14 protein-coding genes are annotated in these 17,531 nt (G+C 71.9%); 7 read left to right on the forward strand and 7 right to left on the reverse strand.

Annotated elements, in window-relative coordinates; translation table 11 throughout:
* Window positions 1-105: 105 nt before the first annotated feature.
* The 5 genes from GA0070564_RS15220 to GA0070564_RS15240 all read right to left on the reverse strand — a co-directional run bounded on the left by GA0070564_RS15220 (window position 106) and on the right by GA0070564_RS15240 (window position 6,362).
* Complete coding sequence (locus GA0070564_RS15220; RefSeq protein ID WP_091609307.1) at window positions 106-1,731, reverse strand: glycoside hydrolase family 13 protein; 1,626 nt, start codon at window positions 1,729-1,731, stop codon at window positions 106-108.
* A gap of 28 nt (window positions 1,732-1,759) precedes the next feature.
* The gene (locus GA0070564_RS15225; RefSeq protein ID WP_091609308.1) at window positions 1,760-2,647 is read right to left on the reverse strand and encodes a carbohydrate ABC transporter permease; all 888 of its coding nucleotides are present in this window, start codon (window positions 2,645-2,647) and stop codon (window positions 1,760-1,762) included.
* 11 nt (window positions 2,648-2,658) lie between these two features.
* A complete protein-coding gene (locus GA0070564_RS15230; protein ID WP_091609309.1) occupies window positions 2,659-3,615 on the reverse strand; it encodes a carbohydrate ABC transporter permease in 957 nt (318 codons plus the stop codon).
* A gap of 81 nt (window positions 3,616-3,696) precedes the next feature.
* Window positions 3,697-5,076, reverse strand: coding sequence for an ABC transporter substrate-binding protein (locus GA0070564_RS15235; protein ID WP_091609310.1), 1,380 nt, complete (start codon window positions 5,074-5,076; stop codon window positions 3,697-3,699).
* Window positions 5,077-5,360: 284 nt separating this feature from the next.
* A complete protein-coding gene (locus GA0070564_RS15240) occupies window positions 5,361-6,362 on the reverse strand; it encodes a LacI family DNA-binding transcriptional regulator (RefSeq protein WP_091609311.1) in 1,002 nt (333 codons plus the stop codon).
* Window positions 6,363-6,594: 232 nt separating this feature from the next.
* Between GA0070564_RS15240 and GA0070564_RS15245 the strand changes: the two genes are divergently transcribed.
* From GA0070564_RS15245 to GA0070564_RS15260, 4 genes are all read left to right on the forward strand, one after another.
* Entirely contained in the window at window positions 6,595-8,628 is a 2,034-nt protein-coding gene (locus GA0070564_RS15245) for a glycosyl hydrolase family 28-related protein (protein ID WP_091609312.1), read from the forward strand.
* Between the two features lie 68 nt (window positions 8,629-8,696).
* Window positions 8,697-10,364: an NAD(P)/FAD-dependent oxidoreductase gene (locus GA0070564_RS15250; RefSeq protein ID WP_245670016.1), complete on the forward strand. Its 1,668-nt coding sequence runs from the start codon at window positions 8,697-8,699 to the stop codon at window positions 10,362-10,364.
* Complete coding sequence (locus GA0070564_RS15255; protein WP_091609313.1) at window positions 10,361-11,794, forward strand: ATP-binding protein; 1,434 nt, start codon at window positions 10,361-10,363, stop codon at window positions 11,792-11,794. Before GA0070564_RS15250 ends, GA0070564_RS15255 begins: the two co-directional genes overlap by 4 nt.
* A gap of 165 nt (window positions 11,795-11,959) precedes the next feature.
* Window positions 11,960-13,411, forward strand: a complete 1,452-nt coding sequence (locus tag GA0070564_RS15260; RefSeq protein WP_091609314.1) for a cellulase family glycosylhydrolase — start codon at window positions 11,960-11,962, stop codon at window positions 13,409-13,411.
* A gap of 50 nt (window positions 13,412-13,461) precedes the next feature.
* Here the strand turns inward: GA0070564_RS15260 and GA0070564_RS15265 are convergent, their stop codons facing one another.
* The gene (locus tag GA0070564_RS15265; protein ID WP_091609315.1) at window positions 13,462-13,782 is read right to left on the reverse strand and encodes a TraR/DksA family transcriptional regulator; all 321 of its coding nucleotides are present in this window, start codon (window positions 13,780-13,782) and stop codon (window positions 13,462-13,464) included.
* Window positions 13,783-14,089: 307 nt separating this feature from the next.
* Between GA0070564_RS15265 and GA0070564_RS15270 the strand changes: the two genes are divergently transcribed.
* Window positions 14,090-15,322 (forward strand): MalY/PatB family protein, encoded by a 1,233-nt coding sequence (locus tag GA0070564_RS15270; protein WP_091609316.1) that lies wholly within the window; start codon window positions 14,090-14,092, stop codon window positions 15,320-15,322.
* Window positions 15,323-15,326: 4 nt separating this feature from the next.
* Window positions 15,327-15,680 (forward strand): YciI family protein, encoded by a 354-nt coding sequence (locus GA0070564_RS15275; protein WP_091609317.1) that lies wholly within the window; start codon window positions 15,327-15,329, stop codon window positions 15,678-15,680.
* Between the two features lie 104 nt (window positions 15,681-15,784).
* Here the strand turns inward: GA0070564_RS15275 and GA0070564_RS15280 are convergent, their stop codons facing one another.
* Window positions 15,785-16,645, reverse strand: coding sequence for a helix-turn-helix transcriptional regulator (locus tag GA0070564_RS15280; RefSeq protein ID WP_091609318.1), 861 nt, complete (start codon window positions 16,643-16,645; stop codon window positions 15,785-15,787).
* A gap of 101 nt (window positions 16,646-16,746) precedes the next feature.
* Between GA0070564_RS15280 and GA0070564_RS15285 the strand changes: the two genes are divergently transcribed.
* The gene (locus GA0070564_RS15285; protein WP_091609654.1) at window positions 16,747-17,523 is read left to right on the forward strand and encodes an SDR family NAD(P)-dependent oxidoreductase; all 777 of its coding nucleotides are present in this window, start codon (window positions 16,747-16,749) and stop codon (window positions 17,521-17,523) included.
* Window positions 17,524-17,531 lie beyond the last annotated feature (8 nt).

Here is a 17,531-nt window from a genome sequence, read left to right on the forward strand (position 1 = left end):
CATTCGTCGGATGGCCAGGTCCCCCGTGCGGTGCGGTGTTGCCGTTCCTCCTCCCTGCTCGGGCGGCGCCGGCGGCCGGGACGGGCCGCCGGCGCCGGGGACGGGTCAGCGGGTGCGCAGCCAGACCGCGGTGTCCGACGGCAGCCGGTCGTCGTCGAGCGGTCCGCTGGACAGCAGCACCCGCTCGTGCGCGGGCAGCGGCACGGCGACCGCGGAGAGGTTGACCAGGCAGGTGAAGCCGGAATCGCGGGCGAAGGCGAGCACCTGATCCGGGGCGGGCAGCCAGGTGAGCCCGCCGTCGCCGAGCGCGGACTCGGACCGGCGGATCGCGATGGCCGCCCGGTAGAGCTCCAGCATCGAGTGCGGGTCGCCGGTCTGGGCGCGGGCCGTGCGGTCCTTCCAGTCGGCCGGCTGCGGCAACCAGGGTTCGGCCGCCGCGCCGTCGGGGCTGAACCCGAACGGCGGGGTGTCACCGGCCCAGGGCAACGGCACCCGACAGCCGTCCCGGCCGGGGTCGACCCGGCCGGACCGTTCCCACATCGGGTCCTGGCGCAGCTCGTACGGGATGTCCTCGACCTCCCAGAGCCCCAGCTCGTCCCCCTGGTAGACGTACGCGGCGCCGGGCAGCGACAGGGACAGCAGCGCGGCGGCCCGGGCCCGGCGGGTGCCCAGTTCCAGGTCGGTGGGGATCCCCTCGCGCTTGGCCGCGAAGCTGAACCGGGTGTCCGCCCGGCCGTAGCGGGTGACGTGCCGGGTGACGTCGTGGTTGGAGAGCACCCAGGTGGCGGGCGCGCCGACCGGCGCGTGGGCGCTCAGTGTCCCGTCGATGCTCTCGCGCAGCGCCGAGGCGTCCCAGGCGCAGCCGAGGAAGTCGAAGTTGAAGGCCGCGTGCAGCTCGTCGGGGCGCAGGTAGTTGGCGAACCGCTGTCGGTCCGGCAGCCACACCTCGCCGATCAGGGCCCGGTCACCCGGGTAGGAGTCGGCGACCCGCCGCCAACTCCGATAGATCTCGTGCACCCCGTCGAGATCGCGGAAGGGGTGCGGCCGGTCCGGCCGGGTCTCGGGCAGGGTGCCGTCCTTGACCAGCAGCCCGGCCGAGTCGATGCGGATGCCGTCGACCCCGCGGTCGAACCAGAACCGCAGGATGTCCTCGAACTCGGCCCGCACCCTCAGGTGGTCCCAGTTGAAGTCCGGCTGCTCGGGGGCGAACAGGTGCAGGTACCAGTCGCCGGGGGTGCCGTCCGGGTCGATCGTCCGGGTCCAGGTGGGGCCGCCGAACTCGCCCACCCAGTCGGTGGGCCGCTGGTCGCCGTCCGGACCCCGCCCGGGGCGGAACCAGAACAGCTCCCGCTCGGGCGCGTCCGGCCCGCCGGCGAGGGCCGCCCGGAACCAGGGGTGGGCATCGGAGCAGTGGTTCGGCACCACGTCGACGATGATCCGGATGCCCAGCTCGTGCGCCTCGCCGATCAGCGCCTCGGCCTCGGCCAGGGTGCCGAAGACCGGGTCGATGTCGCGGTGGTCGGCCACGTCGTAGCCGGCGTCGGCCATCGGGGACGGGTACCAGGGGCTGAACCAGATGGCGTCGACGCCCAGCTCGGACAGGTGGTGGAGCCGGGACCGGATGCCGGCGAGGTCGCCGACGCCGTCGCCGTCCGCGTCGGCGAAGCTACGGGGATAGACCTGGTAGATAACCGCCCCACGCCACCACGGACGTCTGTCTGGTGTGGACATGAGCACCTGCTTTCTGCATTGGAACGGGCTATCCCTTGATGCTGCCCGTGGTCAGACCCGACATGATGTTCCGTTGGAAGATCAGGAAGATGACGACGGTCGGGAGGGCGGCGATCACCGAGGCGGCGATCACCACGTTCATCGGGGTGCCACCGGCGAAGGTGTAGATGCCGACGCTGACCGTCCGGGTCTCGGGCGAGGGCATGACCAGCTTCGGCCAGAGGAAGTCCTTCCAGACCGCCGTCACGGCGAAGATCGAGACCACGCCGAGGATCGGGCGCGACAGCGGCAGGATGATCGACCAGAGCGTGCGCAGCGACGACGCCCCGTCCATGAGGGCCGCCGCCATCAACTCCTCGGGGATCGAGTCGAAGAACCGCTTCAGCAGGAAGATGTTGAACGCGTTCGCGACCATCGGCAGCCAGATGGCGAACGGCGAGTCGAGCAGATTGAGGTGCAGGATCGGCAGGTCGAGCACGGTCACGTACTGCGGAACGATGAGCACCATCGCCGGGATCATCAGGGTGGCGAGCATCAGGCCGAGGATCACGTTGCCGAAGATCGGTCGAAGCTTCGACAACGAGTACGCGGCCGCCGCGTCGAGGACGAGTTGGAACAGCACCGCGCCGGTCGCGTAGTAGAACGTGTTGAACAGCAGCTTGGCGAGGGCGAGGTTGTTCCACGCGTCGACGTAGTTCTGCGGCCGCGGATCCTTCGGAAACAGCGTGGGTGGGGTCTGCGCGATCTCCTGGCCGGACTTGAGCGCACCGGTGACCATCCAGTAGAGCGGCCCGAGGAAGGCGAGCGTGAACCCCACCACGACGACGACCAGCAGCGTCCAGTAGATGACCCGACCGCGGCCCCGGCTGATCTGGGCCTGGGAGATGAGGGTCCGGGTTCCGGAATCCTGTGCCATTCCTCGCCGTCCTAGTCCTGTTTCGCAGTCAGCCGCACGTAACCGGCGGAGAAGCCGGCCAGCACCACGAGCATGATCACGCCCAGGGCGGCGGCGCCGTTGAGGTCGTTCTGGAAGAACCCGTGCTGGTAGATGAGGTAGGCCACCGAGGTCGCGGAGTCCTCCGCGCCCGCACCGTTGGCGAGGATCAGGGGCTCGATGAAGAGCTGCATGGTGGCGACGATCTGCAGCATCGCCAGGAGCGCGAGGATCAGCCGGGTCTGCGGGATCGTGACGTGGACGATCCGCCGCCAGATCCCGGCGCCGTCCAGCTCGGCGGCCTCGTACAGCTCGCCGGGGATGTTCTGCAGCGACGCCAGGTAGATCAGCACCGCGCCGCCCATGTTCATCCAGGTCGACGCGATCACCATCGCCGGCATCGTCATCTGCGGCGACTGCATCCACTGCGAGGTGGGCAGGTGCAGCGCCTTGAGGATCGCGTTGAACAGTCCCGCCTCGCTGGGGTCGTACGCGTAGAACTTGAACAGGTACAGCGCGGAGGCCGGCGGCAGCATCACCGGCAGGTAGACCAGGATCCGCAGGTACCCCTTGGCGTGGCGGAACTCGTTGAGCAGCACCGCCACGAAGAACGGCACCGCGTACCCGAGGACGAGCGCGAGCACGGTGAAGTAGAACGTGTTCCGCCAGGCCGGCCAGAAGCTCGGGTCGGCGATGATGCGCCAGTAGTTGTCCCAGCCCACCCAGGTGGTCTCGCCGCGCCGGGTGCGCTGGAAGCTCATCACGATGCCGCGGATCATCGGGTACCAGGAGAAGACGACGAAGCAGAGCACCGCCCCGATCAGGAACGCGTGGCCGGTGAGGTTGTCCCGTACCTTGCGGCCGAGGCTGGTTCGCTGCGACCTCGCCGAGTACGGCGACGGTGGGCGCCCCGGTTTCCTGGACGTCTCCGGGACGGTGGTGATCGCCAAGGCAACTCCTGGGTGAGTCGGTGACGCGGACGGTGCGGCGCGGGATGTGGGGGCCGGCGGGCCGACCCCCACACCTGCGGATCAGCTCTCGGCGGCGAGGAGCTGGTTGACCTTCTGCTCGGCGGTCCTGAGCAGCGCGTCGATGTTCGCGTTCGGGTTGGTCAGCACACCCGACATCGCGGCGTCGAGCACCGCGTAGATCGCCTGCGCGTTGCGCGGCTCGCCCTTGATCGGCACCGGGGTCGCCTCGAAGAGCGTGAAGTTGGCGGTGTCGACGTTCGCGTTCGCCTTGCGCAGTTCGAGTTCCTGCTTCTGCGCGTCGCTGCCGCCCGCGAAGAGCAGCGGCTGGGGCAGACCCACCGGGTAGTTCTGCGGCTTGGCCCGGACGTAGTCGAACTGGCCCTTGCCCGGGGTCAGCTTCTGGTACGCGATCCACTTCAGGCCGGCCTTGACCTGCTCGGGCGTGAGGCCCTTCTTGAAGAAGTAACCCTCGCCGCCACCGAGCGTCCCCTTCGCCGGGCCGTCCTGGCCGGGCAGCGGGCTCATCGCCCAGTCCTGGAACTTGCCCTGGAACTGACTGACGATCGCCTGGGTGCTGTCCGGCGCGCCGATGAACATGCCGACCCTGCCGGCGCCGGCGTTCGTCAGCAGGTCACCCCACTGGAGCAGCTGACGGGAGCCCATGCTGTTGTCGCCGTACCGCATGTCCTTGAGGTTCTGCAGGACCTGCCTACCCATGGCGTTGTTGAAGTCGGCCTTCTTGCCGTCCGGGGTGAGCACCTGACCGCCCTGCGAGTAGAGCAGGGAGGTGAAGTGCCAGCCGCCGGTGTTGCCGGCGCTGTACTCGGAGTAGCCGGCGATGCCGTTGCCGAGGGCGGAGATCTTCTTGGCGGCGGCCCGGACGTCGGCCCAGGTCTTCGGCGGGTTGTTCACGTCGAGCCCGGCCCGCTGGAACAGGACCTTGTTGTAGACCAGGCCCATCGAGTAGTTCTTCACCGGAATGGCGTAGAGCTTGCCGCCGTCGGTGAAGACCTCCTTGAGTGCGGGGTCGACGCTGTCCCAGGTGGGGATGGTGTCCTTGTTGGCGTACGGGGTGATGTCCATCGCCTGGCCGGAGTCGAGCACCTGCTGGACGTCGGTCATGTAGCCGTAGAAGACGTCGGTCACGGTGCCGCCGGCGAGGCGGGCGGTGAAGTCCGGGGGGTTGTTGCACTGCTCGCCGACGCTGACGCTCTTGACGACGATGTCCGGGTTCTGCCGCTGGAACTCGGCGACGTCGTCGTTCCAGTTCTTCAACAGCTCCTTCTGGGCGCCGACCGGCTGGCAGTCGACCGTGATGGTGACCTTGCCGCCGGCGTCCTTCGCCTCGCCGTCGCTCTTCGTGGAGCACGCCGCCAGGCTGAGCCCCAGGCCGGCCACGAGCGCTATGGCCGCAGCCTTCCGGTACTGCGGTACGGACATCTGTCCATCCCTTCGGGGAACGGTGGTATCCATGGCCTTCGCTTGATATGCCGTGATCGTCACCGCTCGGCCGCCGGCCGGCGTGTGAGTGGAGTCACTGTAGCGAGGGCGACTGATGAGAGCAAGGTTCGAATGAAATTATGAAAGAAAGCGACTTTGCAGCGGCAGATGGCGCCGGCCGGCGGTGGGCAGGGTGGGAGTCAACGACGAAACGGCCGCCGACCGCGGGGAGCGGTCGACGGCCGGAGCGTCTTCTCAGGTCAGCGGGTCAGCGGGTCAGCCGGTCAGCGGTGGCGGGCGGGGGCGGTGGAGCCGCGCACCACCAGCTCGGGCTCGAACAGCAGCTCGTCGCGCAGCACGCCGGCCCCCTCGATCTGGGTGACCAGGAGATCCACCGCGGCCTGCCCCATCGTCTCGATGGGCTGCCGCACCGTGGTCAACGGCGGGTCGGTGCAGGTCATGAACGCGGAGTCGTCGAAGCCCACCACCGACACGTCGGCCGGCACCGCGCAGCCGAGGCGCCGCGCCGCCCGGATGGAGCCCAGCGCCAACACGTCGCTGGCGCAGATGATCCCGGTGACGCCCCGCTCGATCAGCTTGGTCGCCGCCACCCGCGCCCCCTCCATCGAGAAGCTGGAGCGCTGCACGTACGTGGTGTCGTCGGCCCAGCCCGCGGCCCGGATCATCGCGGCCAGCTTGCGGCGGGACGGGACGTGCCCCTCGGGGCCGAGCACCACGCCGATCCGCTCGTGCCCGAGCGACCGCAGATGTCCGTACGCCTGCTCGACGGCCACCGCGTCGTCGGTGGAGACCCGGGGGAAGCCCAGCTCGTCGACGCCGGCGTTGACGAGCACCACGGGCAGGCCCCGGTCGGTCAGTCGGCGGTAGTGCTCGTGGGTGGCGTCGGCCAGGGCGTACGACCCACCCGCGAAGATCACGCCAGAGACCTGGTGGTCGAGGAGCATCTCGACGTAGTCCGCCTCGGAGATGCCGCCGATCGTGCGGGCACAGAGCGCCGGCGTGAAGCCGCGCTGCGCGAGCGATCCGGTCACCACCTCGGCGAGCGCCGGGAAGATCGGGTTCTGCAGTTCGGGCAGGACGAGGCCGACCAGCCGGGCCCGCTCGCCGCGCAGCTTGGTCGGCCGCTCGTAGCCGAGCACGTCGAGCGCCGTCAGCACCGCGGTACGGGTCGCCTCGGACACGCCCCCGCGCCCGTTGAGCACCCGGCTCACGGTGGCCTCGCTGACGCCCGCCTTGCGGGCCACCTCGGTCAGGCGTTTCGTCACGACGGCAATCGTACGTCGATTTCTTGCAAGAAATGAACAGGGGTCGGCGTCCTTCCGGCCGGGTCCGGGCCGGCACTCCGAGTCCCCGGCGTGGCGGCGAGCCGGAAGCGCGCCCGCAAGATTCAGGCAAAGCACTGCTTGAATATTGACAGACACTGGGAATAACATGGTGCACCCTACGGCCGGCGCCATCACCGTCGCCCCCCGTCCCCTCGTGAAAGTGGGTGGTCCGATGCAGCGGAGCGTGGCGGGCGGGGCGGACCGTCGCCCGGCCGTGCTGATCGCCAGGATCGTGGCGGCGGCCGTCGCCGTCGCGCTCGCCGTACCGGCGGGCGGCACAGCCCTGGCCGCCGGCCGCGCCGGCGCGGCCCCCGTGGTCACCCGGGCAGGGCTCGACCCGGCGCTGGTCGCCGGCCGAGGCGCCGCCGTGGACTTCGTCGAGCAGGAGGCGGAGAACGCGCGGACGACCGGGACGGTGATCGGCCCGGACCGCGCCGCGTACACCCTCGCCGGTGAGGCGTCCGGACGGGGCGCGGTGCGCCTGTCCCCCGGCCAGTACGTCGAGTTCACCCTGCCGCGGGCCACCAACGCGCTCACCGTCCGGTACAGCATTCCCGACGCGCCGGGCGGCGGTGGGATCACCGCGCCGCTGCGCGTCACGGTCGGGCACGGGCCGGCCCGGACCATGACCCTCACCTCGAGGTACGCGTGGCTCTACAACCAGTACCCGTTCAGCAACGACCCCGACGCCGGGCTGCTGCACCCCGACTGGTGGATCACCGAGTGCTCGTGCGTCCCCGCTGCCACCACGCCTGCACCGGTGGTCGGCAGGCCGTTCCGGCCGCACCACTTCTACGACGAGCAGCGGATGCTGCTGGGCCGCACCCACCGCGCCGGCGAGGTCGTCCGGCTGACCGCCCCCGTCGGCAGCGCCGCCGCCTGGACCGTGATCGACCTGCTGGACGCGCACCTCGTCGCCCCGCCCCGCGTGCCGCCCCGCACCGTCGACGTGCTGGCCTTCGGCGCCGACCCCACCGGCCGCCGGGAGTCCTCCGCCGCGTTCGACCGGGCCGTCGCGTACGCCCGCCGGGTGGACCGCACGCTCTACCTGCCGCCGGGCACGTACCAGGTGAACCGGCACATCACCGTGGACGACGTGACGATCGCCGGGGCCGGCAGCTGGTACACCGTGGTCAAGGGCCGGGAGGTCACGCTGGAAACACCGGCCCCGGACGGCTCGCGGCACACCGGGGTCGGCTTCTACGGCCGGGACGCCGCCGACGGCGGCAGCGACAACGTGCACCTGTCCGGCTTCGCCGTCGAGGGCGACGTCCGCGAGCGGATCGACACCGACCAGGTCAACGGCGTCGGCGGGGCGCTCGACCACTCCACCGTCGACGGGCTCTACCTGCACCACACGAAGGTCGGCATGTGGTTCGACGGACCGATGACCGGCCTGCGGGTCAGCAACACGGTGATCGCCGACCAGATCGCCGACGGGCTCAACTTCCACACCGGCGTCACCGACTCGACCGTGTCGCACACCTTCGTGCGCAACACCGGCGACGACGGCCTCGCCATGTGGTCGGAGCGGACCGGGAACGCCCGCAACACGTTCGACCACAACACCGTGCAGTCCCCCGTCCTGGCCAACGGCATCGCCGTCTACGGCGGCACCGACAACACGGTGTCGCACAATCTGGTCGCCGACCCGGTCCGCGAGGGCAGCGCCATCCACGTCGGCTCCCGGTTCGGCGCCGAGCCGTTCACCGGACGGCTGGGGATCACCGACAACACCACCGTCCGGGCCGGGACGTACGAGCTGAACTGGAACATCGGCCTGGGTGCGATCTGGTTCTACGCGCTGGACCGCGACATCGACGCGGACATCCAGGTGGTCGGGGACCATTTCCTGGACAACACCTACAACGCGATCATGCTGGTCAGCGACTGGCCGGTGAAGGACCGGGTGCGGATCACCGGCGTGCACTTCCGGGACGTCCGCATCGACGGCACCGGCACCTCGGTGGTCAGCGCCCGGGCCGCGGGTTCGGCCTCCTTCGCCGACGTCGACGCCCGCAACGTCGGCGCGGTGGGGGTCAACAACTGCGGCTCGTTCCACTTCACCCCGGCCGGGTCGGAGTTCGGCCTGACCGACCTGGGCGGCAACGACGGCGGATGGCTCGCCCCGTGGCTGCTGCCGAACACGATCACCTGCGACGACCGGCCACCGGTGGTTGCACCGCCGGCACCGACCCCCTGGTGACCGGCTTCCCGCGCCGGTGGCCGGCGCGGGGCAGCGGCAGGTGCGGCCGGCGCGGTCGGGGTGATTACATGGGCGCCATGGCGAACCCGGTGATCCTGACCGTCGACGACGACCCGGCGGTGTCCCGGGCGGTGGCCCGCGACGTGCGCCGCCGCTACGGCGACCGCTACCGCGTGGTCCGCGCCGCCTCCGGGCCGGAGGCCCTCGACGCGCTGCGCGAGGTGAAGCTCCGCGGCGAGCAGGTGGCGCTGCTGGTCGCCGACCACCGGATGCCGGAGATGACCGGCATCGAGTTCCTCGAGGCCGCGATGGACATCTTCCCCGCCGCGCGCCGGGTGCTGCTGACCGCGTACGCGGACACCGACGCCGCCATCGAGGCGATCAACGTGGTCGACCTGGACCACTACCTGCTCAAGCCGTGGCACCCGCCGGAGGAGAAGCTCTATCCGGTCCTCGACCAGCTGCTGGACGCCTGGTCGGCCAGCCCGGACGCCGCGCTCACCGAGATCCGGGTGGTCGGCCACCGCTGGTCGGCGCCCTCGTTCAAGGTGCGCGACTTCCTGGCCCGCAACCTGGTGCCCTACCGCTGGCTGCTGGCCGACGAGCCCGAGGGCGCCCGGCTGCTCGACGCAGCCGGGGCGACCGAGGCGGAGCTGCCCCTGGTGGTCACCGCCGAGGGCAAGGCGATGGTGCAGCCGAGCCAGGCGGAGCTGGCCACCCTCGCCGGGCTGGCCGTGGTGCCGGCGACCGACTTCTACGACCTGGTGGTGGTCGGCGGCGGGCCGGCCGGCCTCGGCTCGGCGGTCTACGGCGCCTCCGAGGGGCTGCGCACCGTGCTGGTGGAGCGCCGGGCCACCGGCGGGCAGGCCGGGCAGAGCAGCCGGATCGAGAACTACCTCGGCTTCCCCGACGGGGTGTCCGGGGCACAGCTCACCGACCGGGCCCGGCGGCAGGCCACCAAGTTCGGGGCGGAGCTGCTGAGCACCCGCGAGGTGGTCGGGCTCGGCGACGCCGGGTCGGCCCGGGTGCTGCGCTTCGACGACGGCAGCGAGATCGCCGCGCACACCGTGGTGCTGGCCACCGGGGTGTCGTACCGGCTGCTGGACGCGCCGGGGCTCTCCGACCTCACCGGGCGGGGGGTCTTCTACGGCAGCACCGCCACCGAGGCGCCCAGCTGCGTGCAACAGGAGGTCTACATCGTCGGCGGGGCCAACTCCGCCGGCCAGGCCGCGGTGCACTTCTCCCGGTACGCCTCGCGGGTGCACCTGCTGATCCGGGGCGCCGACCTGACCGCCTCGATGTCCCGCTACCTGATCGACCAGCTGGACCGGATCGACACCGTCACCGTGCACCCGCACACCACCGTGGTCGGCGCCCAGGGCGACGACCACCTGCGCCGGCTGACCCTCTGCGACGGGCGCACCGGCGCCACCCGCACGGTCGACACGTCCTGGCTGTTCATCTTCATCGGCGCCGAGCCGCGTACCGACTGGCTGGACGGGGTGCTGGTGCGCGACCGCAAGGGCTTCATCGTCACCGGGCCGGACCTGCTCGCCGACGGCCGGCGCCCGGCCGGCTGGTCGCTGCCGCGCGACCCGTACCACCTGGAGACCAGCCTGCCCGGCGTCTTCGCCGCCGGCGACGTACGCGCCCAGTCGGTCAAGCGGGTCGCCTCGGCCGTCGGCGAGGGCGCGATGGCCGTCTCCCTCGTGCACCGCTACCTGGAGGCCCAGTGACCACCGGATCGTTTACCGCGGCCGAACTGCGCGGGCTGTTCCTGTTCGAGTCGCTCGACGACGAGCAGCTGCGCTGGCTGGCCGAGCAGGGCCGGGTCGAGCGGCGCGCCGCCGGCACCCTGGTCTACGGCGAGGGCGAGCCGGCGACCTGCTTCTTCGTGCTGCTGGCAGGCACGGTGGCGCTGCACCGGCGGGTCCGCGACGACGACGTCGAGATCAGCCGCACCGACCAGCGCGGGGTGTACGGCGGTGCGACCCAGGCGTACCTGGACGAGCAGCAGCCGCAGATCTACCGCAACTCGATGCGGGCGGTGACCGACGCGGACCTGTTCGTCCTGCCCGCCGAGGACTTCGCGCACGCCGTGCGGACCTGGTTCCCGATGGCCATGCACCTGCTCGAGGGGCTGTTCGTCGGCATGCGGGACTCGCAGACCATCATCGGGGAGCGGGAACGGCTGCTGGCGCTGGGCGCGCTGTCCGCGGGTCTCACCCATGAGCTGAACAACCCGGCCGCGGCGGCCGTGCGGGCCACCTCGGTGCTGCGCGACCGGGTCGCCGGGATGCGGCACAAGCTCGCCCTGGTCGCCGACGGCCGCCTCGACGGGCGGGCGCTGCACCGGCTGGTGGAGTTGCAGGAGGAGGCGGTGGCCCGGGTGGCGAAGGCGCCCCGGCTCTCCCCGATGGCCGCCGCCGACGCCGAGGACGCGGTGACCGACTGGCTCGACGAGCACGGCGTACGCGAGGGGTGGGACCTGGCGCCGATCCTGGTCGGCGGGGGCCTGGACGCCGACTGGCTGGCCAAGGTCGAGCCGGCGGTGGGCCCGGCGGACCTGGAGGCGGCGGTGCGCTGGCTGGTCTACACCGTCGACACCGAGCTGCTGATGCGCGAGATCGACGACGCGGTGGGTCGGGTCGCCAAGCTGGTCGGCGCGGCCAAGCAGTACTCCCAGCTCGACCGGGCGCCGTTCCAGGTCGTCGACGTGCACGACCTGCTCGACGCCACCCTGGTGATGCTCAAGGCGCGCAAGCCCGCGGGGGTCGAGCTGGTCCGCGAGTACGACCGGAGCCTGCCGCCGGTGCCGGCGTACGCCGCCGAGCTGAACCAGGTCTGGACGAACCTGATCGACAACGCGCTGTCCGCGATGGGCGAGCGCGGGGTGCTGACCGTGCGTACCTCGCGCAGCGACGACCACCTGGTGGTGGAGGTGGCCGACACCGGGCCGGGGATCCCGCCGGAGATCCGCCCGCGGATCTTCGAGCCGTTCTTCACCACCAAGCCGGTGGGTTCCGGGACCGGGCTGGGGTTGGACATCTCGTACCGGATCGTGGTGCACAAGCACCACGGCGACATCCGGGTGGAGTCGGCCCCCGGCGCGACGGTGTTCCGGGTGCTGCTGCCGCTGACCGCGGAGGCGCCGCCGGCGGGCTGAGCCGCCCCGCCGATGGTGTTGCACGGAGACGACGACCGATCTACGCTGCCCGTGGGAGCGCTCCCGCGATGCCCCGCCGGCACCGAACTCTCCGGGCGAGTTCGGCCTCCGGCCGGGCCGTCACGCCACCACCACCAGCAGCAGCAGAGATAGGGACCGATCCCGATGACACCTGTCCCCCGCCCGTCCCGGCGCACCGTCCTCGCGGCCGCCGCCGTCGGCGCGCTGACCCTCGGCGCGACCGTGGCCCTGCCGGCCGTGCAGGCCTCGGCCGCCACCGGCTGCGCCGTCACCTACACCACCAGCGACTGGCAGGGCGGATTCACCGCCACCGTCACCATCAGCAACCTCGGCGACCCGGTCACCGGGTGGACCCTCGGCTTCGCCTTCCCCGACGCAGGCCAGCGGGTCTCCCAGGGCTGGTCGGCGACCTACCAGCAGAGCGGGACCGCCGTCACCGCCCGCAACCTCGACTACAACGGGACGCTGGGCACCGGCGCGAGCACCACCATCGGCTTCAACGGCAGCTGGACCGGCGCCAACCCGAAGCCGACCACGTTCACCCTCAACGGGGTGACCTGCACCGGCGGCACCACGACCGGCTCACCGAGCCCGACGCCGACCACCCCCACGCCCACCCCGACCTCGTCACCGAGCACCCCGCCGCCGCCCACCGGCAGCACGCCCGTGGCGATCAACGGCCAGCTGCGGGTCTGCGGGGTGAACCTCTGCAACCAGTACGGCCGCCCGATCCAGCTGCGCGGGATGAGCACCCACGGCCTGCAGTGGTTCGCCCAGTGCTACAACGACGCCTCGCTGGACGCCCTCGCCAACGACTGGCGGGCCGACCTGCTGCGGATCGCCATGTACGTGCAGGAACAGGGCTACGAGACCAACCCGACCGGCTTCACCAACCAGGTCAACGCCCTGGTCGACAAGGCCGAGGCCCGGGGCATGTACGCCCTGATCGACTTCCACACGCTGACCCCCGGCGACCCGACGTACAACCTGGACCGGGCCAAGACCTTCTTCGCCTCGGTCGCCGCCCGCAACGCCGCCAAGAAGAACGTGATCTACGAGATCGCCAACGAGCCCAACGGCGTGAGCTGGTCGACCATCAAGAACTACGCCGAACAGGTCATCCCGGTGATCCGCGCCAACGACCCGGACGCGGTGGTCATCGTCGGCACCCGCGGCTGGTCCTCGCTGGGCGTCTCCGACGGCGGCAACTCCGACGAGATCGTCAACAACCCGGTCCGCGCCGACAACATCATGTACACGTTCCACTTCTACGCCGCGTCGCACAAGGACGCCTACCGCAACGAGGTGCAGCGCGCCGCGTCCCGGCTCCCGCTCTTCGTCACCGAGTTCGGCACCGTCACCTACACCGGTGACGGCGCGGTGGACACCGCCAGCAGCACCGCCTGGCTGGACCTGCTGGACCGGCTGAAGATCAGCTACGCGAACTGGACCTACTCGGACGCGGCCGAGGGCAGCGCCGCGTTCCGGCCGGGCACCTGCGCCGGCGGCACGTACGCCGGCACCTCGGTGCTCACCCAGTCCGGGACCTTCCTGCGGGACCGGATCCGCACCCCGGACAGCTTCCCCACGAGCTGACCGGGAACCGACCGGTCCCCGGCGGCGGACGCCGCCGGGGACCGGTCGGGTCAGCCGTTCTGCCGCTGCTGGCAGGGCACGCAGAAGGTCGCGTGCGGCAGGATCTCCAGCCGCTCCGGCGGGATCCGCCCGGCGCACCGCCGGCAGTCGCCGTAGCTGCCGTCGGCCATCCGGCGTAGCGCGTCGGTGATCTGCGCCAGGCTCTGCCGGGTGGCGGCGATCAGCGCGGAGCGGGTGTGCGCCTCGCCCGGATCGCCGGTGTCGGCGGTCAACTCGGTCAACCGGGCGGTCTGCGCCGCGAACTCACCGGTCAACGTCTCGCGCGCCTGGATGAGCCACTGCGGCTCGGTGCGGTGCAGGTCGGTGCCCATCTCGATTCCTCCCGGAAAAACAAAAAAGGGCCGAAGCTGCGTGAGCTTCGCCCTGGACGGCCGTTGCGGAGAAAGATCGGATCTTCCGGGGGACCGCGGCCGGTGGCGGTCGGGCAGACCGGTCGGATCGCGGGAACGGCGTGGCGCTGGGCAGCCGGGACCGCCGCCGCCGTGCGGACGGCGGCGGGCAGACGCAGACCGGCCGCACACATGCGGCCCACCATAGGCCGCGCCGGCCGGGAAACCAACCACGTTCTCCGCGCCATCACCACGGGCGGCCACGCCCGGGTACGCCTAGGGTGGCGGCATGGGAGGCTCCAGCACGCGACCGGGGGAGAACCCGCTCACCCAGCTCTCGCCGGCGCAGCTGCGGCGACGCACCAGCGTCAAGTGGCGGCTGCACCCCGAGGACGTGCTCCCCCTCTGGGTCGCCGAGATGGACGTGCCGCTGGCGCCGCCGGTGGCCGAGGCGCTGCGCCGCGCGATCGACCTCGGCGACACCGGCTATCCGCACGGCACGGCGTACGCCGAGGCGCTGGGTGAATTCGCCGCCCGGCGCTGGGGGTGGACCGATTTCCGGGTCGAGCACACCGCGCTGGTGCCCGACGTGATGCTGGGCGTCGTGGAGGTGCTGCGGCTGGTGACCGGGCCGGGGGACGCGGTGGTGGTCTGCTCCCCCGTCTACCCACCCTTCTACGCCTTCGTCAGCCACGCCGGCCGGCGGGTGATCGAGGCGCCGCTCGGCCCCGACCTGCGGCTGGACCCGGCCGCGCTGGACGAGGCTTTCCGCGCGGCCCGGGCACACGGTCGGCGGCCGGCGTTCCTGCTGTGCAACCCGCACAACCCGACCGGGGTCGTGCACCGCCGCGACGAACTCGAGATGGTCGCCGAGCTGGCCGACCGGCACGGCCTGCGGGTGATCTCCGACGAGATCCACGCCCCGCTGGCGCTGCCCGGGGCGCGCTTCGTCCCGTACCTCACGGTCGCCGGCGCGGAGAACGCGTTCGCGCTGGCCTCGGCATCGAAGGCGTGGAACCTCGCCGGCCTGAAGGCGGCGCTCGCGGTCGCCGGGCCGCGCGCCGCGGCCGACCTGCGCCGGATGCCCGAGGAGGTCGGCCACGGCCCCAGCCATCTGGGGATCCTCGCGCACACCGCCGCGTTGCGCGCCGGGGAGCCCTGGCTCGACCTGCTCCTCGACGGCCTGGCCGCCAACCGCACGCTGCTGGCCGAGCTGCTGGCCCGCCACCTGCCCGCCGTCGGTCACCGCCCTCCCGAGGGGACCTACCTCGCCTGGCTGGACTGCACGGCGCTGGGCGTGCCCACCGAGGCCCACGGCGACGGGCCCGGCGTGGCCAGCGACCTCGCCGGTCCGGCCCGGATGTTCCTCGACCGGGCACGGGTCGCCCTCAGCTCCGGGCACGTCTTCGGCACCGGGGGCACCGGCTTCGTCCGGCTCAACTTCGCCACCTCACCGGACCTGCTCACCGAGGCCGTCATCCGGATGGGTCAGGCCGCCGCCGCGTACCAGGCAAAGGAGTAGCACCGTGCCCACCTTCATCACCATCGGCTACGGCGACCGGAACGGCTACGACCGCACCGACCCGGCCGTCCGGGACGCCGCGCACGCCCACGACGACCAACTGCGCGCCGCGGGCGTACGGATGGGCCTGGCCGGCACCCCGGTCCAGGTCCGCAACCACGACGCCGCCGGGACCGACACCCGGGAGGGGGCCTTCCTGACCTCCGCCCTGCCGCTGGCCGGCTTCGCGGTGATCGAGGCCGACAGCCTGGAGGCGGCGGTGGCGATGGCCGCCCGGACCCCGTGCGCGGTGGCCCACGGCGTGGTGGAGGTCTGGCCGCTGCTCGACGGGCCGGAGGACGCAGCGGGCGCCGCTTGAGGCGACGAGACGCGGCACGGTGAGGCCGGAGTCCAGCCGCTTCCGCGCGGCCCGCGCCGTCAGCCCTGTCCTGCCTGCCTCCGCCACCACCTGCGGTGGCTCGTTCACCTCGTCGCTCTGCTCGACTCCCGAGACGCGTCCGTCCAACTGGCCAGCAGGGGCAGCACCCGCGCCGTCGGCGAGTCGGTTTCGACGGTGTAGACGACCAGACGTTGCTCAGGATCGTGCGGCCCCACGACGGACTCGATGCCGAAGCTGAGCGGTCCGGCCGTCGGGTGGGCCACGTGCTTGGTCACCGAGGTCCGGAAGGTGACCCTCTGGTCGTCCCACCACCGGGCGACGTCGGGATCGTCGCGGCGCAGTTCCCGCACCAGCTCGACGAGTCGACGATCGTCGGGGTGGCGTCCCGTCTCGTAGCGCAGCGCCCCGACCGCGGCGGCGGCGAAGTCGGCCCAGTTCACGATCCGCGTCCGCGCGTCGGGGTCCAGGAACAGCCAACGCGCGAACGACGACCCTGGCTCCATCGGGTGCCCCAGCACCGCGCTGAGCAGCCCGTTGCGGGCCAGCACCTGCGAGCGGCGCCCCAGCAGCAGCACCGGGACGTGGCTCAGCACCCCCATCAGGCGCAGCATCCCCGGGTCGGGCCGTTGAGCGACCGCCGGCCCGGCCCACCGCCGGTGCGCGGTCGGGGCAGCCAGATCCCGCAGGTGGGCGCGTTCGATCTCGTCCAACTGCAGCGCCCGCGACAGCGCCTGCACCACCTCGTCGGTGACGGTGTGCTGGCGTCCCTGCTCCAGGCGGCTGTAGTGGTCCGGGCTCAACCCGGCGAGCACGGCGAGTTCCTCCTTGCGCAGACCCGGCACCCGCCGTGGGCCGGGGAATGCCTCGATGCCGGCCTGGGCGGGAGTCAGACGGTCTCGCCGAGACCGCAGGAACGCCCCCAGGGCAGCACGGTCAGTAGGCACCCATCGAGTGTAGGAGCAGACCCCGACGCGAACCTGGTCGTGACGTGACCAGGCACGACACGCCCTGGTGCGGGCCGCGGACCTGCGGTGGGGTGGAGACCATGACCCCTTCCACCGAGACTCCCGCCGCGCATCCCCGCACTGTCCTGGTCACCGGCTCCACCAGCGGCATCGGCGCCGCCACCGCCCGGACCCTTGCCGCGCAGGGATGGCGCGTGATCGTCACCGGCCGCGACCAGACCCGCGGCGGCGCCGTCGTCGCCGACATCGAGGGCAGCGGCGGAAACGCGGTGTTCGTCCCCTCCGACCTGGCCGGCCCACCCCAGGTGCTGCGGGATTTCGCCCGCGCCGCCACCGAGGCCGCCGGCGGACGACTGGACGCCCTGGTCCACAACGCCGCCGTGTGCCCGGCCGTCGACACGGTGGGTCTGACCGACACCGACCTGGAAGCCACGCTCGCGGTGAACGTCCGCGCCCCCCACGTCCTGACCGCCGCACTGGCCCCGGTCATGGCCGAACGCGGCCACGGCGCGATCGTCGTCATCGGTTCCTGGATGGCCCACATCGGGCACCCCTTCGTCGGGCTGTACTCCGCGACCAAGGCCGCCGAGATCCAACTCGCCCGCAGTTGGGCCGCGGAGTTCGGTCCCCGTGGTGTGCGGGTCAACACCGTCTCCCCCGGTGCGACGCGTACCCCGATCAACGCATCCGACGGCGACGTCGTCGCTCGGATGACCGCCGGCACGCCCGCCGGACGCCCCGGAACCCCCGAGGAGATCGCCGACGCGGTGGCCTGGTTGCTCTCGGAGCGCGCCGGTTACCTCCACGGTGCGGAGATCGCTGTCGACGGAGGTATCACGGCAGCCCGTCCCGGTTGAGTTCGGCC

This window comes from Micromonospora mirobrigensis (assembly GCF_900091555.1).
Lineage (GTDB): Bacteria > Actinomycetota > Actinomycetes > Mycobacteriales > Micromonosporaceae > Micromonospora > Micromonospora mirobrigensis.